This window comes from Bradyrhizobium glycinis (assembly GCF_016031655.1).
Lineage (GTDB): Bacteria > Pseudomonadota > Alphaproteobacteria > Rhizobiales > Xanthobacteraceae > Bradyrhizobium > Bradyrhizobium glycinis.
Genome location: NZ_JACCHQ010000002.1, coordinates 79,415 through 99,087, shown reverse-complemented (window position 1 = coordinate 99,087; position 19,673 = coordinate 79,415). Strand labels below are relative to the sequence as shown.

Genomic DNA, 19,673 nt, shown 5'->3' with positions numbered 1-19,673 from the left:
CGCCGCCGGAAATCGCTGCATCGAAGAAGGATTTTTGTGCTGTGACCGCCGATCATCCCAGACCGCCGCCGCGTCGCCGCATCTTCGCGCTCGGGCGCAACGAATTGAAGGGCCTGTTCTGGCAGGTCCTGGTGGTCGGAATCGCGGTCGCAGTGATCGCCTTCCTCTGGTCCAACACCGTCACCAATCTCTCGGCCCGCCGCATCACCACCGGCTTCGCCTTTCTCGGCCGCGAGGCCGGCATGCCGATCGCCGACAGTCTGCTCGCCTACAATCCGAGGGATAGTTATCTTTGGGCCTTCGTCGTCGGCGTCGCCAACACCCTGCGCGTCGCCGTGATCGGCATCGTGCTCGCGACGATCCTGGGCACGCTGGTCGGCATCTCGCGCCTGTCGGCCAATTGGTTGCTGTCGCGGCTTGCCGCGGTCTATGTCGAAACGCTCCGCGACATCCCGCTGCTGCTCCAGCTGCTGTTCTGGTACGTGCTGATGCAGGCGCTGCCGGCCGCGCGCGCCGCGTGGCGGCCCGTCGAGGGTGTGTTCCTGTCCAATCGCGGCCTGATCCTGCCGGCGATCCCGTTCGGCCCGCCGCAGCTCGCGGTGCTCGGCACCGCGGTGTTGGGCTGCGCGCTGTTCTACCTCGTCCGGCGATGGCTGGTCGCGCAGCAGATGCGCGACGGCAAGCCCCGGCCGGCCTGGCCGTTTGCGCTCGGCCTTATCATCGTGGTGCCGGTGGCGGTCTCGCTGGCGCTCGGCGTGTCCTGGACCATCGAGCGGCCGCAGCTGCGCGGCTTCAACTTCGTCGGCGGGCTGACGCTCGCGCCGGAATATTTCGCGCTGCTGATCGCACTGGTGACCTACACCTCGGCCTTCATCGCCGAGATCGTGCGCAGCGGCATCCAGTCGGTGCCGCGCGGGCAATGGGATGCCGCCAACGCACTCGGCCTGCGCCGTAGCTTCATGCTGCGGCAGATCATCCTGCCGCAGGCGCTGCGCGTGATCGTGCCGCCGATGACGAGCCAGTATCTCAACCTCACCAAGAACTCCTCGCTCGCGGTCGCGATCGGCTACCAGGACGTGGTCTCGGTCGCCAACACCACGCTGAATCAGACCGGGCAGGCCATCGAGGCGATCGCGCTGATCATGGCGGTGTTCCTGACCATCAGCCTCTCCATCAGCTTCTTCATGAACTGGTACAATGCGCGCATCGCGCTGGTGGAGCGCTGATCATGACCGCAATCACGGACATCCCCGATGCACCCCGCGCCGCTCGCCGACCGCAGATGGGCAATCCGGTGCTGCACTGGCTGCGCAAGAACCTGTTCTCCTCGATCGCGAATGGGATTATCACGGTCCTGTTGCTGGTGCTGCTTGCCAAGGGCATCTTCAGCTTCGTGCAATGGGGCATCGCCAATGCGGTCTGGCTGACGCCCACGAGCGATTCCAGCGCCTGTCGCGCCGCGCGCGGCCTCGGCGCCTGCTGGGCTGTCATCCCCGAGAAGTACCGCTTCATCCTGTTCGGCACCTATCCGTTCGACGAGCAGTGGCGGCCGGCGCTGTCGGTCGTGCTGTTCATCGCGCTGTATTACCTCTCGACCCGCCGCGCGCTATGGCGGCGCGAGCTGGTCTATCTCTGGATCGGTGCACTGGCGCTGATCAGCGCGCTGATGTGGGGCGGCGTGCTCGGCCTGTCCTTCGTCTCGCAGGATCGCTGGGGCGGCTTGCCGGTGACGCTGATCCTGGCGACGTTCGGTCTCGCCTTCGGCTTTCCACTCGGCATCCTGGTCGCGCTCGGCCGGCGCTCGAAGCTGCCGGCGATCCGCTCGCTCAGCGTGCTCTATGTCGAGCTGATCCGTGGCGTGCCGCTGGTGAGCCTGCTGTTCATGGCCAGCGTGATGTTTCCGCTGTTCATGCCGGCCGGATTCAACATCGACAAGCTGCTGCGCGCACAGATCGCGATCATCCTGTTCGCCGGTGCCTACCTCGCCGAGGTGATCCGCGGCGGGCTTCAGGCCGTGCCGCGCGGGCAATATGAAGCCGCCGACGCGCTCGGCCTGTCCTACTGGCGCAAGCACCGGCTGATCGTCCTGCCGCAGGCGATCCGCCACGTCATCCCGCCGCTGGTCAACACCTTCATCGCCTTCTTCAAGGACACCAGCCTGGTGCTGATCATCGGCATCTTCGACCTGCTGACGACGGCTAAGACCGCGATCATCGATCCAGCTTGGCAGCAATTTTCCGTCGAGGTCTACATCTTCGTTGCCGCGATCTACTTTCTCTTCTGTTTCGCGATGTCGCGCTACAGTCGCAGCTTGGAGGCGCCGACAACGCCGAAGTGACGGTCCCTCGTTTGGCGCCGCTTGTTTGCGCTTGCATCGATTGCCGATCTTGATCTCTAATACCAGAGGTTGCTCCTGCGGTCGATTTGGCGAGGCTGTCATGCGCGTGGCCGTTTTGCGGCAATTCACCGCCGCCCAGATCTGCGTCCTGATCTTCACAACCACTCTCGGCGTGTCATCGTGTGCGGCCGAGGGGTTACGGCGCTATCGCGCACCGATCGGTGAGAGTTCGATTTCGGGAATTTCGTCGGGCGCGTTCATGGCCGTTCAGTTCGGCACGGCGTGGTCGTCGGTGATCAAGGGCGTCGGCGTGGTCGCAGGCGGCCCTTACTGGTGCGCGAAGGCGGACGCGTTCGACGCCGCCACCTGGTATTGGGGGCCGATCTGGCGAGCCACGGGTGCATGCATGAAAGGGCCGGCGTCGGATCTGAATCCGAAGGATTTTACGGCAAAGGCCGACGCGAAGGCCGCAGCGGGCGAGATCGACCCGCTCAGCAATGTCGGCAGGCAGAAGATCTATCTCTTTCACGGCTACAATGACGCTGTCGTCGACAAGGCGGCGACCGATGCGGCCGCCGATTTCTATCGCCATTATCTGGGGGATGCCAATCGCGCCAACTTGTTCTATCAGGCCACGCTCGGCGCGGGCCACTCGTTCGTCGTGGCGAAACAGGGCGCACCCGGGCTCAACGACTGCAAGGCCAACACGGCGCCCTATATCGACCAATGCGGCTATGACCAGGCCGGCGTCATCCTGCAGCATATTTACGGCCGCCTGAATCCGCCCAGTCCCGCGCAACTTGCGGGTTCGGTGAAGAGCTTTGATCAATCGATCTATACCACGCCGCATCTGCCCGACGCGCTGAGCATGGGCGATACCGGCTATGTGTTCGTACCTCGGGATTGCGAGCAGGGCAGTCCGTGTCGCGTCCATATCGCGCTCCACGGATGCAAGCAGGACGTCGCTGATATCGGACGCAGATTCGTGGATGAGGCCGGCTACAATGAGTGGGCGGACACAAACCACCTGATCATTCTCTATCCGCAGACCAAGACCAGCCCATACTGGCCAAGCAATCCGCAGGCCTGTTGGGATTGGTGGAGCTACGTCAACCATCAGGATAGCTACGTGACGAAGTCCGGATCGCAAATCAAGGCGATCAAAGCGATGCTGGATGCGCTCACGGCCGCTGTCGCGGCGCCCGCCGTCGCGACCGGGCCCTCGCTATCGGCACCGCAGTCGCTCACCGTGATCGATACGTCGGATACCGGCGCTGACCTGGCCTGGTCTCCAGGAGGCGACGGAACAACCTACCGGGTTTCGCGGGCGGGGCCAGATGGTGCGTTCCAGGCGATTGGCGACGTGACAGGAGCGAGCTTTGGGGATTCCGGTCTGACGCCGCAAACAACATATCGATGGCGTATCTCGGTCATTCTGAACGGGGAAGTAGGCCCGAGCTCCGACGAGGCGACCGGCACCACGCGACCGACGCCTCCTCGCTGCGATGATCCCGGCTCCTGCCCGATCGTCAAATAGCGAACCGAGCAACCGTTCTGCCTGCCGCGCGATGACTGGCAGGGTGCGACGGGACCCGGGCACTGCAGCGCAACGCTGACCGGACGATGCTTCGCATCGCCGGGATAGCGCTGCGCTGCGTCCGGGGCACGAGAGTGAGGCTAGTCCTTCACCTTCGGATCGATCGGCGTCGTGCTGCGCAGGCCGAGAATATCCTCCAGCACCTTGGCGCCGGCGATCACCTGCGCGTCGGCGCGCGGGGCGCCGACGACCTGCACGCCAACCGGCAGGCCCGACGCCGTGAAGCCGCAGGGCAGGGAGAGAGACGGGCAGCAGGCCAGCGTGATGGCGTAGACGATGCCGAGCCACTCGACGTAATTGTCGAACCGCTTGCCGGAGCATTCGGCGACATAGCGATGCTCGATCGGGAACGGTGGAACGATCGTGGTCGGCGTCAGCAACAGATCGTAGCTCTTGAAGAACTCGACCGCCCGCGCCGTCATGCCCACGCGCTGCGCCTCGGCGCGCGCGAGCTGCTCGACCGTGAGCTTGAGGCCTTCCTCGATGTTCCAGATCACCTCGGGCTTGAGCAAATCGCGCTTGGTGCGCAGCAGATTGGCCTTGGTGATCGCGAAATCGAAGGCGCGCAGCACGTGGAAGCAGTCATGCGCCTCGCGCCAATCCGGATGCGCCTCCTCGACGATGGCGCCGGCTTCGGCGAAACGTTCGGCGGCGTTGCGGGTGATCGCCTTCACTTCGGGGTCGACCGGGGTGATGCCGAGATCGGGCGAATAGGCGATGCGCTTCGGCCTCTTGCCCGCCTGGGCCGCCGACAGGAACGAGGTTGCGGGAGCTGGCAGCGACAGCGGATCGTCGGCATAGTCGCCGCTCATGGCGTCCAGCAGCAGCGTGAGATCCTCGACGTTGCGCGCCATCGGGCCGACCACGCCGAGATTGCGATCGATGCCGGACTTGGGGGTATGCGCGACGCGGCCGATGCTCGGCCGCATGCCGACGACGCCGCAGAAGGCCGCGGGGCTGCGCAACGACCCGCCCATGTCGGAGCCCTGGGCGAGCCAGGCCATGCCGGTCGCAAGCGCCACCGCCGCGCCGCCGGAGGAGCCCGCGGCCGATTTCCTCGTATCCCAGGGATTGAGCGTCGCGCCGAACACCTCGTTGAAGGTGTTGGCACCTGCGCCGAATTCCGGCGTGTTCGACTTGGCGTAGACGACCGCGCCGTTGGCCTCGAGATTCTCGACCATGAGGTCGGATTTCGCGGGGATGTTGTCCTTGAAGATCGGTGAGCCCTGCGTGTTCAACACCCCCGCAACGTCGGTCAGATCCTTGATCGGCACCGGCAGTCCGGCGAGCAGTCCGCGCGCACCGGCCGGCTTCTGCATCAGGGTCTTCGCGCTCTCCCGCGCGCGATCGAAGCACAGAATCGGCAGCGCGTTGACCTTGCCGTCGACCTCCGTGATGCGCTTCTCCAGCACGTCCAGGAGCTCGAGCGGCGAGACATCGCCGGAGCGCAGCTTGTCGACGACGGTGCAGGCGGTTTCGCGGATCAGGTCTTGGGACAACTGTTTTACTCCTGTGCTTATTGTGTCGTCATTGCGAGCGCAGCGAAGCAATCCAGACCGCCAACTGCGGATACATTCCTGGATTGCTTCGCTGCGCTCGCAATGACGAGGATAGAATCAACCCCAGCCCGCGCTGATGCCGCCGTCGACCGTATAGATCACGCCCGACGTATAGCCGGCGCGATCCGACGCCAGGAACGCCATGAGGTCGCCGATCTCGCGCGCATGCGCAGGGCGCCCGAGCGGCAGGCTCTTCTGGAATTCCTTGTAGCGGCTCTCGTCGCCGAACTGATGCCTGGCCCGCGTCTTCAGCAGGGTGACGTGGCGGTCGGTGCCGACGGGGCCGGGATTGATGCCGACCACGCGGATGTTGTCGGCGAGGCTCTTGCCGCCGAGCGCACGTGTGAACGCCATCAGCGCGGCATTGCCGGCGCTGCCGCAGATGTAGTTGGCGTCGAACTTCTCGCCGGCCGCGCCGATGTCGTTGACGATGACGCCGCCACCCCTGGCCTTCATCTGCGCGTAGATGTACCGCGTCAGGTTGATGTAGCCGAACACCTTCAATTCCCAGGCGTGCCGCCAGGTTGCCTCGTCGATCTTGTCGATCGGGCCGCCGGGAATGTCGCCGGCGTTGTTGACGAGGACGTCGATGTCGGCGGCTTCCTTCGCCAACCGGGCCACGTCGTCCTCCTTGCGCAGATCGACGATGCTAGTTGCGGCGTCGATCTGGTGCGCGGTGCGCAGGCGGTCGGCCAGCGCCTTGAGCTGATCGCCGCTGCGCGCCGCGAGGAGGAGATGCGCGCCTTCCTCGGCGAACGCCTCGGCGGCGGCTGCGCCAATGCCCTTGGACGCGCCGGTGATCAGGACGCGCTTGCCGCGCAGATGCAGGTCCATGGGGGTACTCGTTCGTCGGAACAGGATCAAATCAGTAGGCGCTCACCCGCGCCATGGTCAACATTGCAGTGCAGCGTTGCACTGCCGCCGCGTTTGGTCCATTGCAGTGGCGTCAGAAGGCGGCGACTGCCGGACCAACCAAGGACGTTCTCGATGAGCAAGAAACAATACCGGATTGCGGTCATTCCCGGCGACGGCATCGGCAAGGAGGTGATGCCGGAGGGCATGCGCGTTTTGGAGGCGGCGGCGAAGAAGCACAACGTATCGCTGCATTTCGACCATTTCGACTTCTCGTCTTACGACTATTACGAGAAGCACGGCCAGATGATGCCGGACGACTGGAAGGAGAAGATCGGCAAGCACGATGCGATCTATTTCGGTGCGGTCGGCTGGCCGGCCAAGATCCCGGACCACGTCTCGCTGTGGGGCTCGCTGATCAAGTTCCGCCGCGAGTTCGACCAATACGTGAACCTGCGCCCGGTGCGGTTGATGCCCGGCGTGCCGTCGCCGCTGGCGGGTCGCAAGCCCGGCGACATCGATTTCTGGGTGGTGCGCGAAAACACCGAAGGCGAATATTCGTCCGTGGGCGGCCGCATGTTCCCGGACACCGACCGCGAATTCGTGACGCAGCAGACGGTGATGACCCGCACGGGCGTCGACCGCATCTTGAAGTTCGCGTTCGAGCTTGCGCAGTCGCGGCCGAAGAAGCACCTGACCTCGGCGACCAAGTCCAACGGCATTTCGATCACCATGCCCTACTGGGACGAGCGCGTGGAGGCGATGGCCAAGAAGTATCCGGGCGTGAAGTGGGACAAGTACCACATCGACATTCTCACGGCGAACTTCGTGCTGCATCCGGACTGGTTCGACGTCGTGGTCGGCTCCAACCTGTTCGGCGACATCCTCTCCGACCTCGGCCCGGCCTGCACCGGCACGATCGGCATCGCTCCGTCCGGCAACATCAACCCCGAGGGTGATTTCCCATCCGTGTTCGAGCCGGTGCACGGCTCGGCGCCCGACATCGCAGGCCAGGGCATCGCCAACCCGATCGGCATGATCTGGTCCGGCGCGATGATGTTCGAGCATCTCGGCGAGAAGGAAGCCGGCAAATCGATCGTCGAGGCGATCGAGCGCACGCTCGCCGAACGCACGCTGCGTACCAAGGATCTCGGCGGCAATGCCGACACGACGGCCTGCGGCAAGGCGGTTGCGGATATGGTAGACTAAGGCGGACTTGCGAGAGCTAGGCTCCGCCATCACGGCAAACTCTGTGGTCGTCGCGGACAAGCGCCAAAAGCGCGCGCAGATCCGGGACCCATAACCACAGGCAGTAATCGTAGCGTTCGCGGGTAAGTCCGAGTCTTCGCCAAAACGCTCCCTGTGGCTATGGCTCCCGGATCAGCGCTCCGCTTCGCTGCGCTTGTCCGGGACGACACCTGTTGTGATGGCTCAGCCCGCGATCTTCTCGATCGCCGCCTCTTCCAGCCCGAACTTCTTCCCGGCATCCAGAATCTCCTGCCAGGTGGTCGGGTCGACCGGGATGCCCTGGGCGAGACGTTTCTTCTTGGTCTCGCGCTCGGGATCACCCGCGATCCTGACCTTGTCGACGCCGGGGGCGGGCGGCGAGCCGGTGTGCCAGGCGACGAAACTCTCGACCTCGCGCGCGAGGTTTTCGGCGGTCCCGAGCTTGGTCGGGTCGATGACGATCGACAGCATGCCGTTGAGGACGTTGTACTTGCCGTCGGAAGGTCCCTTCACCACCTGTCCGCCGGAGAGCGCGCCGCCGAGGATCTCGCACACGAGCGCGAGCCCCGAACCCTTGTGCTCGCCGAACGGCAGGATGGCGCCGTACGGCGGGATCACGGTGTAGCGCGGATTGACCGTGGGCTTGCCCTCGTGATCAATGATCGTGCCGGGCTCCAGTTCGACGCCCTTGTTATGGGCAACACGGGTCTTACCTTGCGCGATCCTGCTGGTAGCGAAGTCGAGCACGATGGGGTCCTTGCCGGCGCGTGGGATGCCGACGCAGAACGGGTTGGTGCCGTGGCGCGCGTCGCTGCCGCCCCAGGGCGCCACGATCGGACGCGAGATCACGTTGACGAAGTGGATCGACACCAGCCCGTGGTCGATGCACTGCTCGGCCCAGTGGCCGATGCGGCCGATGTGATGCGAATTGGAGAGGCCGACAAGGCAGACGCCGTTTGTCTTTGCGCGTTCGGCCGCGAGCTCCATCGCTTCATGGCCTATCACCTGGCCGTAGCCGGTGAGACCGTCGAGCGTGAGAAGCGGACCGGTGTCGAGCACGATCTTGACGTGCGAGTTCACGGCGAGGCCGCCATTGGTGACGCTCTGGACGTAGCGCGGGATCATGCCGACGCCGTGCGAATCGTGTCCCTTCAGATTGGCTTCGACGAGATTGGTGGCCACGAGCTCGGCCTCGCGTTCCGAGGAGCCGCCGGCCTTGACGATGGCATGGATGGCCTTGGTGAGCGGCTCAGCCTTGATGATGCGATAGTCGGCCATTGTTGTTGCTCTTATCCCTTCACGATCCGGCGGCAATGCACCCACGCCGCTTCAATCAGGTTCTCGCTGGCTTCCGGCGTGCGGAAGGCCGAATGCGCCGACAGCGTCACGTTCGGCAGCTTGGTCAGCGGATGATCGCCGGGCAGCGGCTCGATGTTGAACACATCGAGGCCGGCGTGGCGGATATGGCCCGACTTCAGCGCCTCGATCATGGCGGTTTCGTCGACGATGGCGGCGCGGGCGGTGTTGATGAGGATGACGCCGCGTTTCATCGCAAGGATCTTCTCGCACGTGATCATGCCGCGCGTCTCGTCATTGAGCAGCAGGTGCAACGACACCACGTCGCTTCTGGCCAGCACGCTGTCGAGGTCGGTGAATTCGACGCTCGCGTGGCTCTTCGGCGAGCGGTTCCAGGCAATCACTTTCATGCCGCTGCCGGACGCGATGCGCGCGACCTCCGCGGCGATGCCGCCGAAGCCGATCAGGCCGAGCGTCTTGCCGGTGAGCTGCATGCCGTCCTCACGCAGCCAGTTGCCGGCCCGCATCTCGCGGTCCATCATCGCGATGACGCGGGCCGAGGCCCACATCAGCGCGATCGCCGATTCTGCAACCGCCGTATCGCCGTAGCCCTTGATCAGATGCACGGAGATGCCGAGCTGGCTAAGCTCTTCCGGATTCATGTAGCTTCGCGCGCCGGTGCCGAGGAATACGACGTGCTTCAGCCCGGTGCATTTCTTCGCGACCTCGGTCGGCAGTGCGGTGTGGTCGACGATCGCGATCTCGGCGCCGTCGAGAATATCAGGATATTGATCGGGCGTGATGTCGGGATTCCTGTTGATCCGCACCTTGGGATCACCAGGCTTCTCCAACCGCTCCATGATCACGGCCAGCGATTCATTGGCGTCGACGAAAACTCCACGCATGGCTCTCTCCGGTCAGGATGCGACGCCGGCGATCGCCAGCACGGTATGCATGAGGACGTTGGTGCCCGCGGCGCAGTCGGGCTGCGTCGCATCCTCCAGCTCGTTGTGGCTGATGCCGTCCTTGCAGGGCACGAAGACCATCGTGGCCGGCATGATCGTGTTGAGGTTGCAGGCGTCGTGGCCGGCGCCGGAGGTGATGCGGCGCGAGGAATAGCCGAGCGTCTTTGCGGCGTTCTCGACGGCAGCAATCAGCTTCGGATCGAAGTGGGTCGGCGGCTTGCGCCAGACGAGATCGATCTTGACCTCGACCTTGCGGCGCGCGGCGATCTCGGCGATTGCCGCACGCAGATCGCGATCGAGCGCGTCCATGATGGCGCCGTCGGCACTGCGGCAGTCCATGGTGAAGGCGATCTCGCCGGGAATGACGTTGCGCGATGGATTGGCGATCACGGCCTCGCCGATGGTGCCGACCGCGTTCGGTCCGTGCTTCCTCGCAATCGACTCCATCGCCAGCACGATTTCGGACAAGGTCGCCAGCGCATCGCGCCGCAGCGGCATCGGCGTCGAGCCCGCATGGCTCTCGAACCCGGAGATCTTGCCGTCGTACCAGAGCACGCCCTGGCCGGAATCGACCACGCCGATGGTCTTGCCTTCGGCTTCGAGGATCGGTCCCTGCTCGATGTGCAGCTCGACGAAGCAGCCGAGCTTTTGGAAACCGACCGGCTTGTCGCCGCGATAGCCGATGCCGTCGAGCGCCTGGCCGACGGTGGTGCCCTCGGCGTCCTTGCGCGACAAAATGTCGTCGGTGGTGAAGTCGCCGACATAGGCGGCGGAGGCCATCATTGCAGGTGCGAAGCGCGAGCCTTCCTCGTTGGTCCAGTTCACGATGCAGATCGGCGCCTCGGTCTCGATGCCGGCATCGTTCAGCGTGCGGATTACCTCCAGTGCGCCGAGCGTCCCCAGGATACCGTCATATTTGCCGCCGGTCGGCTGGGTGTCGAGGTGCGAGCCGATGCCGACGGGCAGCTTCGACATGTCGCGCCCCTTGCGCAGGCCGAACATCGATCCCAGCGCGTCGACGTGGACTTCCAGTCCGGCATCCTCGCAGGCCTTGCGGAACCAATCGCGCACCTGCTTGTCTTCGCTGCTCAGCGTCAGCCGCCGCACGCCGCCTTTGGCCGTCGCGCCGAACTGCGCGGTCTCGTGGATGGAGCCCCACAGGCGGGCGGAATCGACTTGCAGGTTGGTGGCGGCTCGGCTCATGCGGTCGTTTCCATTTGTCGCTGTCATTCCGGGGCGGCTCGAAGAGCCGAACCCGGAATCTCGAGATTCCGGGTCTGGTGCTGCGCACCATCCCGGAATGACGTTGAAGGTTGTCCGGCGCCTTTTTCAATGACGCGCCTGCGCGGGCGCGTCAACCGCGAGGCTGCTCTGCGCAATTTGCCGTGCAAGCTCGGCGACGCGCTCCACGGCGACGACATCGGGCGAGGCGAGCCAGCTTGCGGTGAAGGTCAGCGGCGCGATGGCGAGATCGGTGTCGAGCAGCTGCAGCCGCCCGTCGGCAAGCTCGTTCTCGACGATGGCGTCGGGGATCACGGCGATGCCGAGGCCCTCGACCGCCATATGGATGACGGTCGCCAGCGAGGCGGATGCATGCAGGCGGATCGGCGGCAGCTCCGGCCGGTCGAACACCTCGCGCACGACCTCGTAGGGCTTGGTCTTGCGCGGGAAGGTGATGATCGGAAAGCGCGCCAGCTCCGCCGGCGTCACCGGGCCCCTGCCGAGCCCGAGCGAGGGACTCGCGAGGAAGCCGATCGGATAATCGGCGAGCACGCGGTTGTGCACGCCGGAGGCGGAGAGCGGCCCGACGACGAAGGCGAGCTCGATCTCCTGCGCGAGCAGGCGCGCGGTGAGGTTCGGCGTGATGTCGACCTCGATCTCCAGCGACAGGTTGGGATAGACCTCGTTGACGCTCTTGACGAGCCGCGGCAGCCAGGTGTGCACGATGGTCTCGGCGACTCCGAGCCGCATCACGCCGCGCATCGCGGAAGCATCGCCGATCTCCGCCATCATCTGAGCGCGCAGGCCGATCAGCTTCTCCGCATAGACCATCATCTGCCGACCGCTGGGGGTCGGGGAGGCGATGCGATGATCGCGATTCAGGAGCTTCACGCCCATCTCGCGCTCGAGCTGGGCGATGCGCTGGGAGATTGCCGGCTGGGTGGTGTTGAGCCGTTGCGCCGCGCCACGGAAGCTGCCGAGCTTCACGACCCATAGGAACGTCTCGATCGACCTGAAGTCCAGCATTGGAAGGATTTTCCCGATCGATAAATCAGATTTATCGAGATTGATTAGAAACGAAGATTAGACTTTATAGCACGCTTGGTGTTGGCTTGTCTTTGTCGAGTTTATAGGCAGGTCGATCACATGACTGTTTTGGTGGCAGCGCAGCAAACTGAAACACCCGATGCCCTCCCGAGCCGCAAGGCCCGGCTCGCCTACCGCGAGGGGCTGGTCGCCTCCACCGCCGGCGTCGCTCCCGGATACGTCCAGGGCAATCTGGCGATCCTGCCGGCGCAATATGCCGGTGCCTTTCATCGCTTCTGCCAGCTGAATCCAAAACCGTGTCCGATCATCGGCATGTCCGACGTCGGCAGCCCTTACATCCCGTCGCTCGGTGCCGACCTCGACATCCGCACCGACGTGCCGCGCTACCGCGTCTGGCGTGACGGCGAAGTGGTGGACGAGCCGACCGACGTGAAGAGCTACTGGCGCGACGATCTCGTCACCTTCGTGCTCGGCTGCTCGTTCTCGTTCGAGGAGGCGCTGCTCGAGGAGGGCATGCCGATCAGGCACATCGAGAAAAACGTGCGCGTGCCGATGTATCGCACCAACATTCCTTGCGGCGAAGCCGGTCCGTTCGCCGGCCCCATGGTGGTGTCGATGCGTCCGTTCAAGCCGGCCGATGCGATCCGCGCGGTGCAGATCACCTCGCGCTATCCCGCCGTGCACGGCGCGCCCGTGCATCTCGGCCATCCGCATCTGATCGGCATCAAGGACATTGCCAAGCCCGACTACGGCGATCCGGTGCCGGTCGCCGACGATGAGATTCCGGTGTTCTGGGCCTGCGGGGTGACGCCGCAATCGGTCATTAACGCCGCGAAGCTGCCGTTCGCGATCACGCATTCGCCCGGCCTGATGCTGGTGACCGATCTCAAGAACAGAAACATGGCCGTGATTTAGTGGGCAGCTTCTGCTGCTTCTTCGGGCTTTACCGCGTCCATCAATCGCTTCATTCGATCAGCCGAAATTCAGTAACAGGGGACTTTGCCATGACGATCACTCGCCGCGACGTGTTGTTGGGAGCCACCGCCACTGCCGCTCTCGTGCCGTTGGCAGCGCGCGCACAAACGACGGAAGTCGTGATCGGCGTGATCTATCCGTTCTCCGGCGGCAGCGCGCAGCAGGGCGTCGACGCGCAGAAGGCCTATGAGACCGCGCTCGAAGTCATCAACAAGGACAGCGATTTCGACCTGCCGCTGGCGAAGGGCGAAGGCCTGCCGGGCCTCGGCGGCGCCAAGATCCGCCTCGTATTCGCCGACCATCAGGCCGATCCGCAGAAGGGCCGCGCCGAGGCCGAGCGCCTGATCACGCAGGAGAAGGTCTGCGCCGTCATCGGCACTTATCAGAGCGCCGTGGCTGTCACCGTCAGCCAGATCTGCGAGCGCTATCAGGTCCCGTTTGTTTCCGCCGACAATTCCTCGCCGAGCCTGCACCGCCGCGGCCTTAAATATTACTTCCGCGCCTCGCCGCATGACGAGATGTACTCGGCCGCGATGTTCGACTTCTTCGACGCCATGAAGAAGAAGGGCACCAAGATCGAAACCTTGTCGCTGTTCCACGAGGACACCATCTTCGGCACCGATTCCGGCAATGCCCAGACCAAGATCGCCGGCGAGCGCGGCTACAAGATCGTCACCGACATCAAGTACCGCGCCAACTCACCCTCGCTCTCGGCCGAGGTGCAGCAGCTCAAGACCGCCAATGCCGACGTGCTGATGCCGTCGAGCTACACCACCGACGGCATCCTCCTGGTCAAGACCATGGCCGAGCTCGGCTACAAGCCGAATGCGATCGTGGCGCAGGACGCCGGCTTCTCCGAGAAGGCGCTGTACGACGCCGTCGGCGACAAGCTCGAAGGCGTGATCTCGCGCGGCACCTTCTCGCTCGACCTCGCGCAGAAGCGGCCGATGGTCGGCAAGATCAATGAGATGTTCAAGGCCAGGTCCGGCAAGGATTTCAACGACCTCACCTCGCGCCAGTTTATGGGCCTGATCATCCTCGCCGACGCCATCAGCCGCGCCAAGTCGACCGACGGCGAGAAGATCCGAGACGCGCTCGCCGCGACCGATATTCCGGGCGAGAAGACCATCATGCCCTGGAAGCGCGTCAAGTTCGACGAGATGGGCCAGAACAACGACGCCGATCCGGTGCTGCTGCAATATGTCGGCGGCAAGTTCGTCACCATCTTCCCGCCCCAGGCCGCGATCGCCGAGGCGATATGGCCGATGAAGTAAATCTCCAGGGACCAGCACTTTGACAGCGTAGCTAGCCGAGCTGCCTCTCCGCGACGTCATTGCGAGCGAAGCGAAGCAATCCAGAAATGCATCCACGGAGAAAGTCTGGATTGCTTCGTCGCATCAGCGCAAAATTGCTACGCAATTTTGCCGCGAGCTCCTCGCAATGACGGAGGAGGCAGCTCCCGCGCTTATCCAGAGCGCATTGTGGGGGACGGACTTTTGACAGCCCAAGCCATTATCCAGAGTCTCGCGAGCGGCCTTCTGATGGGCCTGCTCTACGGATTGATCGCGGTCGGCCTCGCGCTGATCTTCGGCCTGATGGACGTCACGAACTTTGCCCATGGTGAGTTCCTGATGATCGCGATGTACCTGTCCTTCTTCCTGTTCGCGTTCTTCGCCATCGATCCGTTGCTGTCGGCACCGCTGGTCGCCGCGGCACTCTTCATATTCGGAGCGGTCGTCTACCTGCTCCTTGTACGCTTCGCCATGCGGGCCAAGGCCAATGCTGGCATGGTGCAGATCTTCACCACCTTTGGCCTTGCCATCGTGATGCGCGGCCTCGCGCAGTACTTCTTCACGCCGGACTATCGCAGCATCCCGCAGTCCTGGCTCGGCGGCAAAACCATCTCGGTCGGCGGCATCTTCCTGCCGGAGCCACAACTGGTCGGCGCGCTGGTCTCGATCGCGGCTTTTGCGGGTCTCTACTTCTTCATCCACCGCACTGATTTCGGCCGCGCGATCGAAGCGACCCGCGAGGATCCCGGTGCAGTCGCGCTCGTCGGCATCGACAAGAATCGCGTGTTCGCGTTCGGCTGGGGGCTCGGCGCCGCGCTGGTCGGCCTCGCCGGCGCAATCATGGCGGTGTTCTTCTATATTTATCCCGACGTCGGCGCCTCCTTCGCGCTGATCGCCTATGTCACGGTGGCGCTCGGCGGCTTCGGCAGCGTGTTCGGCGCCTTCGCCGGCGGCATCATCGTCGGTCTCGTCGAAGCGGTCACCGCGCTGGTGCTGCCGCCGTCGCTGAAATCGGTCGGCATCTACTCGGTCTATCTGCTTGTTGTGTTCATCCGGCCACGCGGCCTGTTCGGATCGATGTGATGGACAAGGATTTTGCAGTGCGGCGCCGCCGCGACCTCATCATCGCCGCAGCGCTCGCCGCCATTGCCGCGCTGACGCCATTGTTCGTGAAGGACGTCGTCGTCCAAAACATCCTGATCCTGACGCTGATGTATGCGGGACTGTCGCAGAGCTGGAATATCCTGTCCGGCTATTGCGGGCAGATCTCGCTCGGCCACGCGCTGTATTTCGGCCTGGGTGCCTACACCACTGAGCTGCTGTTCACGAAGTTCGGCGTGCTGCCTTGGTTCGGCATGCTGGCAGGCGGTGTGGTCTCGGCGCTGATCGCGATGGGGCTCGGCTATCCCTTCTTTCGCCTGCGCGGCCACTACTTCGTGATCGCCACCATCGTCATCGCCGAAATCGGCTTGCTTCTGTTCCATAACTGGGAATGGGCAGGCGCCGCGATGGGTATCACCATTCCGATCCGCGGCGACAGCTGGCTGAAATTCCAGTTCCTGCGCACCAAGCTGCCGTACTTCTATTTCGCGCTGGCGCTGTGCTGCCTCGCCTGGTTTGTGACGTGGTGGCTGGAAAACTCCAAATGGGGATTTTGGTGGCGCGCGGTCAAGGACAACCCGGAGGCGGCCGAGAGCCTCGGTGTCGACGTGTTCAATTCCAAGATGGGTGCGGCCGCGGTCTCCGCCTTCCTTGTCGCCGTCGGCGGCAGCTTTTACGCACAGTTCGTCTCCTACATCGATCCGGAAAGCGTCATGGGCTTTCAGTTTTCGCTGCTGATGGCGCTGCCGGCCGTGCTCGGCGGCATCGGCACCCTGTGGGGGCCGGTGCTAGGGGCGGCCATCCTGATCCCGCTGACTGAGCTGACGCGATTCAAGTTCGGCGGCTCGGGGCGGGGTGTTGACCTCATTGTCTACGGCACGCTGATCGTTTTGATCTCGCTGGCCCTGCCGCGCGGCCTGCTGAGCCTGTTTTCCCGCCCGAAGAAGACGGGAGCTGCCCGATGAGCGCGCTGCTTGAAACCCGCGGCGTCTGGCAGCGCTTCGGCGGCCTCGTCGCCAACAGCGACGTCTCCATCTCGGTCGGCCGCGGCGAGATCGTCGGCCTGATCGGCCCCAACGGCGCCGGCAAGTCGACGCTGTTCAATCTCATCGCCGGCGTGCTACCGCCGACGCAAGGCTCGATTCTATTCGACGGCGAGGCCGTCACCAAACTGCCGGCGGCCGAACGCTGCCGGCGGGGCATCGGTCGCACCTTTCAGGTCGTGAAGAGCTTCGAGACCATGACGGTCATCGACAACGTCATCGTCGGTGCGCTGGTGCGCACCACTGTGATGCGCGAGGCGCGCCGCAAGGCGCATGAAGTGCTGGAGTTCACCGGCCTTGCCGCGCGCGCCCACGTGCTCGCGAGCGACCTCGTGCCGGCCGAGAAGCGCCGCCTCGAAGTCGCGCGGGCGCTTGCGACCGAGCCGAAACTGCTGCTGCTCGACGAGGTCCTCACCGGCCTGACGCCGACCGAGGCGCAGACCGGCGTCGCGTTGGTGCGCAAGGTTCGCGATGCCGGCATCACCGTGCTGATGGTCGAGCACGTCATGGAGATCGTGATGCCGCTGGTGGACCGCGCCATCGTGCTCGATCTGGGCAAGGTCCTGGTCGAGGGCAAGCCCGCCGACGTCGTCCGCGATCCCAAGGTGATCAAGGCATATCTGGGAGATCGTCATGCTGTCGGTGCGTGAAGTCACAACCGCCTATCAGGGCCTGGTCGCGATTTCCGCGGTCTCGATCGAGGTGGAGAAGGGCGAGATCGTCTGCGTCGCCGGCGCCAATGGCGCGGGGAAGTCTACGCTGCTCAAGTCCATCGCCGGGGCCGAACGTCCGCGTTCGGGCACGGTGACGTTCGACGGCAAGCGCCTCGACGGCATGGCGCAGCATCACATCACGGCGACAGGCATCGCCTACGTGCCGGAGAACCGCCGCCTGTTTCCGCGCCTGTCGGTGCGCGACAATCTGCGCCTCGGCAGCTATCTCTACCGCGGCGAGGCCGACCGCGAAGGGCCGCTCGATCTCGTCTTCACCCTGTTTCCGCGCCTTCAGGAGCGCCTGGAGCAGCGCGCCGAGACGCTCTCTGGCGGCGAGCAGCAGATGCTCGCGATCGGCCGCGCGCTGATGACGCGTCCGCGGCTGTTGATGCTGGACGAGCCGTCGCAGGGCATCATGCCGAAACTGGTGGACGAGATCTTCCAGGCGGTGAAGCGCATCCGCGACGCCGGCATGACCGTGCTGATCGTCGAGCAGCGCATGGCCGAGTGTCTCGAGATCGCCGACCGCGCCTACATCCTGCAGACCGGCCGCGTGCTGATGCAGGGCCCGTCCGCGGAGATCAAGGGCAATCCCGACGTGCGCAAGGCGTATCTTGGGTTGTAGGCACACGCACGCCGTTGCCAAATCCACCGTCATTGCGAGCACAGCGAAGCAATCCAGAGTCTTTCCGCGGAGGGATTCTGGATTGCTTCGCTGCGCTCGCAATGACGCGGTTAGAGCGCGGCTCAGTCCCCATGCCCATAATCTGGCAGCGTCACGCCGAACACCTTCACCAGATCGGTCACCTGCTCTTGCGACAAGTACCGCGGGTTCATCCCGCGCAACAGCAGGTACAGCTTCGCCGTCTCCTCCAGCTCTTCCGTGGCGAACACCGCGGCTTCCAGCGTGTCGCCGGCGACGACCGGGCCGTGATTGGCGAGCAGGACGGATGAATACTTCCCCGCCAGGCCCTTGATCGCATCCGCGACCGCGGGATCGCCGGGGCGGTAATAGGGCACGAGCGCGGTAGCGCCGCATTTCATCAGGTAATAGGCCGTCATCGGCGGCAGCGCGGCGCGCGGATCGATCTCGGGCAGCATCGACAGCGCCACCGAATGGGTGGAGTGCAGATGCACGATAGCCCGCGCGCTGCCGCGCGTGTCGTAGAGCGCATTGTGCAGCGGAATTTCCTTGGTCGGCGCATCGCCCGACACCAGCCGCCCCTGCTGGTCCAGCCGTGACAGCTTGGCGGGATCGAGGAAGCCGAGCGAAGCGTTGGTCGGCGTCACCAGCCAGCCGCCGTCGTCCAGCTTGACGCTGATATTGCCGGAGGAGCCCGGCGTCAGCCCGCGCTCGAACAGGGACCGTCCGAAGCGGCAGATGTCCTCGCGCAGCCTTGTTTCGTCGCTCATGACCGTCATGCCTGCTTGTCTCACGCTTTGGCAGCGCGGCCAAGCCGTGTTATTCGGTTGCCAAGCTGCCGCAAAGGGCGGCTATTTGGGAAACGTTCGCAAGGGTCAGTTGCATGTCGGCCTCCACCTCACAAAATCAGCGTATCGCCGTCGTCGGGCTTGGCTCGATGGGATTTGGCATGGCGACCTCGCTCAAGCACGCCGGCCATGCCGTGACCGGCTGCGACGTCTCGGCGGATGCCGTCGCGCGTTTCGTGAAGGACGGCGGCGCGGGGGCCAAGACGCCGGCCGAAGCGGCCAAGGACGCAGACATCGTCGTCAGCGTCGTCGTCAATGCCGCGCAGACCGAAACCATCCTGTTCGGCAAGGATGGCGCCGCCGAGACCATGCCGAAGGACAGCGTGTTCGTCTCCTCGGCGACGATGGATCCCGACGTGGCGCGTCGCCTGGCCAAGCAGCTGGAGGCGACCGGCCGGCACTATCTGGATGCGCCGATCTCCGGCGGGGCGCAGCGCGCCGCGCAAGGCGAATTGACGATTCTTGCCTCCGGCAGCTCGGCCGCCTTTGCCAAAGCGCGGCCCGCGCTCGATGCCATGGCGGCAAAGCTCTACGAGCTCGGCGATGCCGCCGGGCAGGGCGCTGCGTTCAAGATGATCAATCAGCTGCTCGCCGGCGTGCACATCGCCGCCGCCAGCGAAGCCATGGCGTTCGCAGCCAAGCAGGGCCTCGACATCCGCAAGGTCTACGAGGTGATCACGGCCTCGGCCGGCAATTCCTGGATGTTCGAGAACCGCATGCCGCACGTGCTCGATGGCGACTACACGCCGCGAAGCGCGGTAGAGATCTTCGTCAAGGATCTCGGCATCATCCAGGATATGGCGCGTAGCGCCCGATTCCCCGTGCCGGTCTCCGCCGCCGCGCTCCAGATGTTCCTGATGACATCGGCCGCCGGCATGGGCCGCGATGACGACGCATCGGTCGCGCGCATGTATGCGCAGGTCACTGGCGTCAAGCTGCCCGGCGACAAGTAACAG

18 protein-coding genes are annotated in these 19,673 nt (G+C 64.6%); 11 read left to right on the top strand and 7 right to left on the bottom strand.

Annotated features, from left to right (window positions below; all coding sequences use genetic code 11):
• The first annotated feature begins 41 nt into the window (after positions 1 to 41).
• From HZZ16_RS04775 to HZZ16_RS04765, 3 genes are all read left to right on the top strand, one after another.
• A complete protein-coding gene (locus HZZ16_RS04775; RefSeq protein ID WP_197947364.1) occupies positions 42 to 1,226 on the top strand; it encodes an amino acid ABC transporter permease in 1,185 nt (394 codons plus the stop codon).
• Positions 1,227 to 1,228: 2 nt separating this feature from the next.
• Positions 1,229 to 2,338: an amino acid ABC transporter permease gene (locus HZZ16_RS04770; protein WP_197947363.1), complete on the top strand. Its 1,110-nt coding sequence runs from the start codon at positions 1,229 to 1,231 to the stop codon at positions 2,336 to 2,338.
• A gap of 100 nt (positions 2,339 to 2,438) precedes the next feature.
• Positions 2,439 to 3,875, top strand: a complete 1,437-nt coding sequence (locus HZZ16_RS04765) for an extracellular catalytic domain type 2 short-chain-length polyhydroxyalkanoate depolymerase (protein ID WP_197947362.1) — start codon at positions 2,439 to 2,441, stop codon at positions 3,873 to 3,875.
• A gap of 140 nt (positions 3,876 to 4,015) precedes the next feature.
• On the opposite strand, the gene HZZ16_RS04760 is transcribed toward HZZ16_RS04765, so the two are convergent.
• Both HZZ16_RS04760 and HZZ16_RS04755 read right to left on the bottom strand, forming a co-directional pair.
• The gene (locus tag HZZ16_RS04760) at positions 4,016 to 5,434 is read right to left on the bottom strand and encodes an amidase (RefSeq protein WP_197947361.1); all 1,419 of its coding nucleotides are present in this window, start codon (positions 5,432 to 5,434) and stop codon (positions 4,016 to 4,018) included.
• Positions 5,435 to 5,551: 117 nt separating this feature from the next.
• Positions 5,552 to 6,328 carry an SDR family oxidoreductase gene (locus HZZ16_RS04755; RefSeq protein ID WP_197947360.1) on the bottom strand — a complete coding sequence of 259 codons (777 nt, stop codon included), beginning with the start codon at positions 6,326 to 6,328 and terminating at the stop codon, positions 5,552 to 5,554.
• A gap of 153 nt (positions 6,329 to 6,481) precedes the next feature.
• Here HZZ16_RS04755 and HZZ16_RS04750 point away from each other — a divergent pair, with 153 nt between their 5' ends.
• Positions 6,482 to 7,555, top strand: a complete 1,074-nt coding sequence (locus tag HZZ16_RS04750) for a tartrate dehydrogenase (protein WP_197947359.1) — start codon at positions 6,482 to 6,484, stop codon at positions 7,553 to 7,555.
• 222 nt (positions 7,556 to 7,777) lie between these two features.
• Here HZZ16_RS04750 and HZZ16_RS04745 read toward each other — a convergent pair whose 3' ends face one another.
• The 4 genes from HZZ16_RS04745 to HZZ16_RS04730 all read right to left on the bottom strand — a co-directional run bounded on the left by HZZ16_RS04745 (position 7,778) and on the right by HZZ16_RS04730 (position 12,081).
• Positions 7,778 to 8,851 (bottom strand): malate/lactate/ureidoglycolate dehydrogenase, encoded by a 1,074-nt coding sequence (locus HZZ16_RS04745; RefSeq protein WP_197947358.1) that lies wholly within the window; start codon positions 8,849 to 8,851, stop codon positions 7,778 to 7,780.
• A gap of 11 nt (positions 8,852 to 8,862) precedes the next feature.
• Complete coding sequence (locus HZZ16_RS04740) at positions 8,863 to 9,774, bottom strand: NAD(P)-dependent oxidoreductase (RefSeq protein WP_197947357.1); 912 nt, start codon at positions 9,772 to 9,774, stop codon at positions 8,863 to 8,865.
• Positions 9,775 to 9,786: 12 nt separating this feature from the next.
• A complete protein-coding gene (locus HZZ16_RS04735) occupies positions 9,787 to 11,037 on the bottom strand; it encodes a Zn-dependent hydrolase (RefSeq protein ID WP_197947356.1) in 1,251 nt (416 codons plus the stop codon).
• Between the two features lie 126 nt (positions 11,038 to 11,163).
• Positions 11,164 to 12,081, bottom strand: a complete 918-nt coding sequence (locus tag HZZ16_RS04730) for a LysR family transcriptional regulator (RefSeq protein WP_197947355.1) — start codon at positions 12,079 to 12,081, stop codon at positions 11,164 to 11,166.
• A gap of 120 nt (positions 12,082 to 12,201) precedes the next feature.
• On the opposite strand from HZZ16_RS04730, the gene HZZ16_RS04725 reads away from it, so the two are divergent.
• The 6 genes from HZZ16_RS04725 (at position 12,202) to HZZ16_RS04700 (ending at position 17,851) form a co-directional block, all read left to right on the top strand.
• Positions 12,202 to 13,017: a putative hydro-lyase gene (locus HZZ16_RS04725; RefSeq protein WP_197947354.1), complete on the top strand. Its 816-nt coding sequence runs from the start codon at positions 12,202 to 12,204 to the stop codon at positions 13,015 to 13,017.
• Between the two features lie 89 nt (positions 13,018 to 13,106).
• Entirely contained in the window at positions 13,107 to 14,351 is a 1,245-nt protein-coding gene (locus HZZ16_RS04720) for an ABC transporter substrate-binding protein (RefSeq protein ID WP_197947353.1), read from the top strand.
• A 267-nt stretch (positions 14,352 to 14,618) separates the two neighbouring features.
• A complete protein-coding gene (locus HZZ16_RS04715) occupies positions 14,619 to 15,452 on the top strand; it encodes a branched-chain amino acid ABC transporter permease (protein ID WP_240538114.1) in 834 nt (277 codons plus the stop codon).
• Complete coding sequence (locus HZZ16_RS04710) at positions 15,452 to 16,435, top strand: branched-chain amino acid ABC transporter permease (RefSeq protein WP_197947352.1); 984 nt, start codon at positions 15,452 to 15,454, stop codon at positions 16,433 to 16,435. The genes HZZ16_RS04715 and HZZ16_RS04710 overlap by 1 nt, the downstream gene beginning before the upstream one ends.
• Positions 16,432 to 17,163 (top strand): ABC transporter ATP-binding protein, encoded by a 732-nt coding sequence (locus tag HZZ16_RS04705; protein ID WP_197947351.1) that lies wholly within the window; start codon positions 16,432 to 16,434, stop codon positions 17,161 to 17,163. Before HZZ16_RS04710 ends, HZZ16_RS04705 begins: the two co-directional genes overlap by 4 nt.
• Complete coding sequence (locus HZZ16_RS04700; protein WP_197947350.1) at positions 17,147 to 17,851, top strand: ABC transporter ATP-binding protein; 705 nt, start codon at positions 17,147 to 17,149, stop codon at positions 17,849 to 17,851. Before HZZ16_RS04705 ends, HZZ16_RS04700 begins: the two co-directional genes overlap by 17 nt.
• Positions 17,852 to 17,973: 122 nt before the next feature.
• On the opposite strand, the gene otnC is transcribed toward HZZ16_RS04700, so the two are convergent.
• Positions 17,974 to 18,639 carry a 3-oxo-tetronate 4-phosphate decarboxylase gene (otnC, locus tag HZZ16_RS04695; protein WP_446479841.1) on the bottom strand — a complete coding sequence of 222 codons (666 nt, stop codon included), beginning with the start codon at positions 18,637 to 18,639 and terminating at the stop codon, positions 17,974 to 17,976.
• A 113-nt stretch (positions 18,640 to 18,752) separates the two neighbouring features.
• On the opposite strand from otnC, the gene ltnD reads away from it, so the two are divergent.
• Positions 18,753 to 19,670, top strand: a complete 918-nt coding sequence (ltnD, locus tag HZZ16_RS04690; protein WP_197947348.1) for an L-threonate dehydrogenase — start codon at positions 18,753 to 18,755, stop codon at positions 19,668 to 19,670.
• The last annotated feature ends 3 nt before the right edge of the window (positions 19,671 to 19,673 follow it).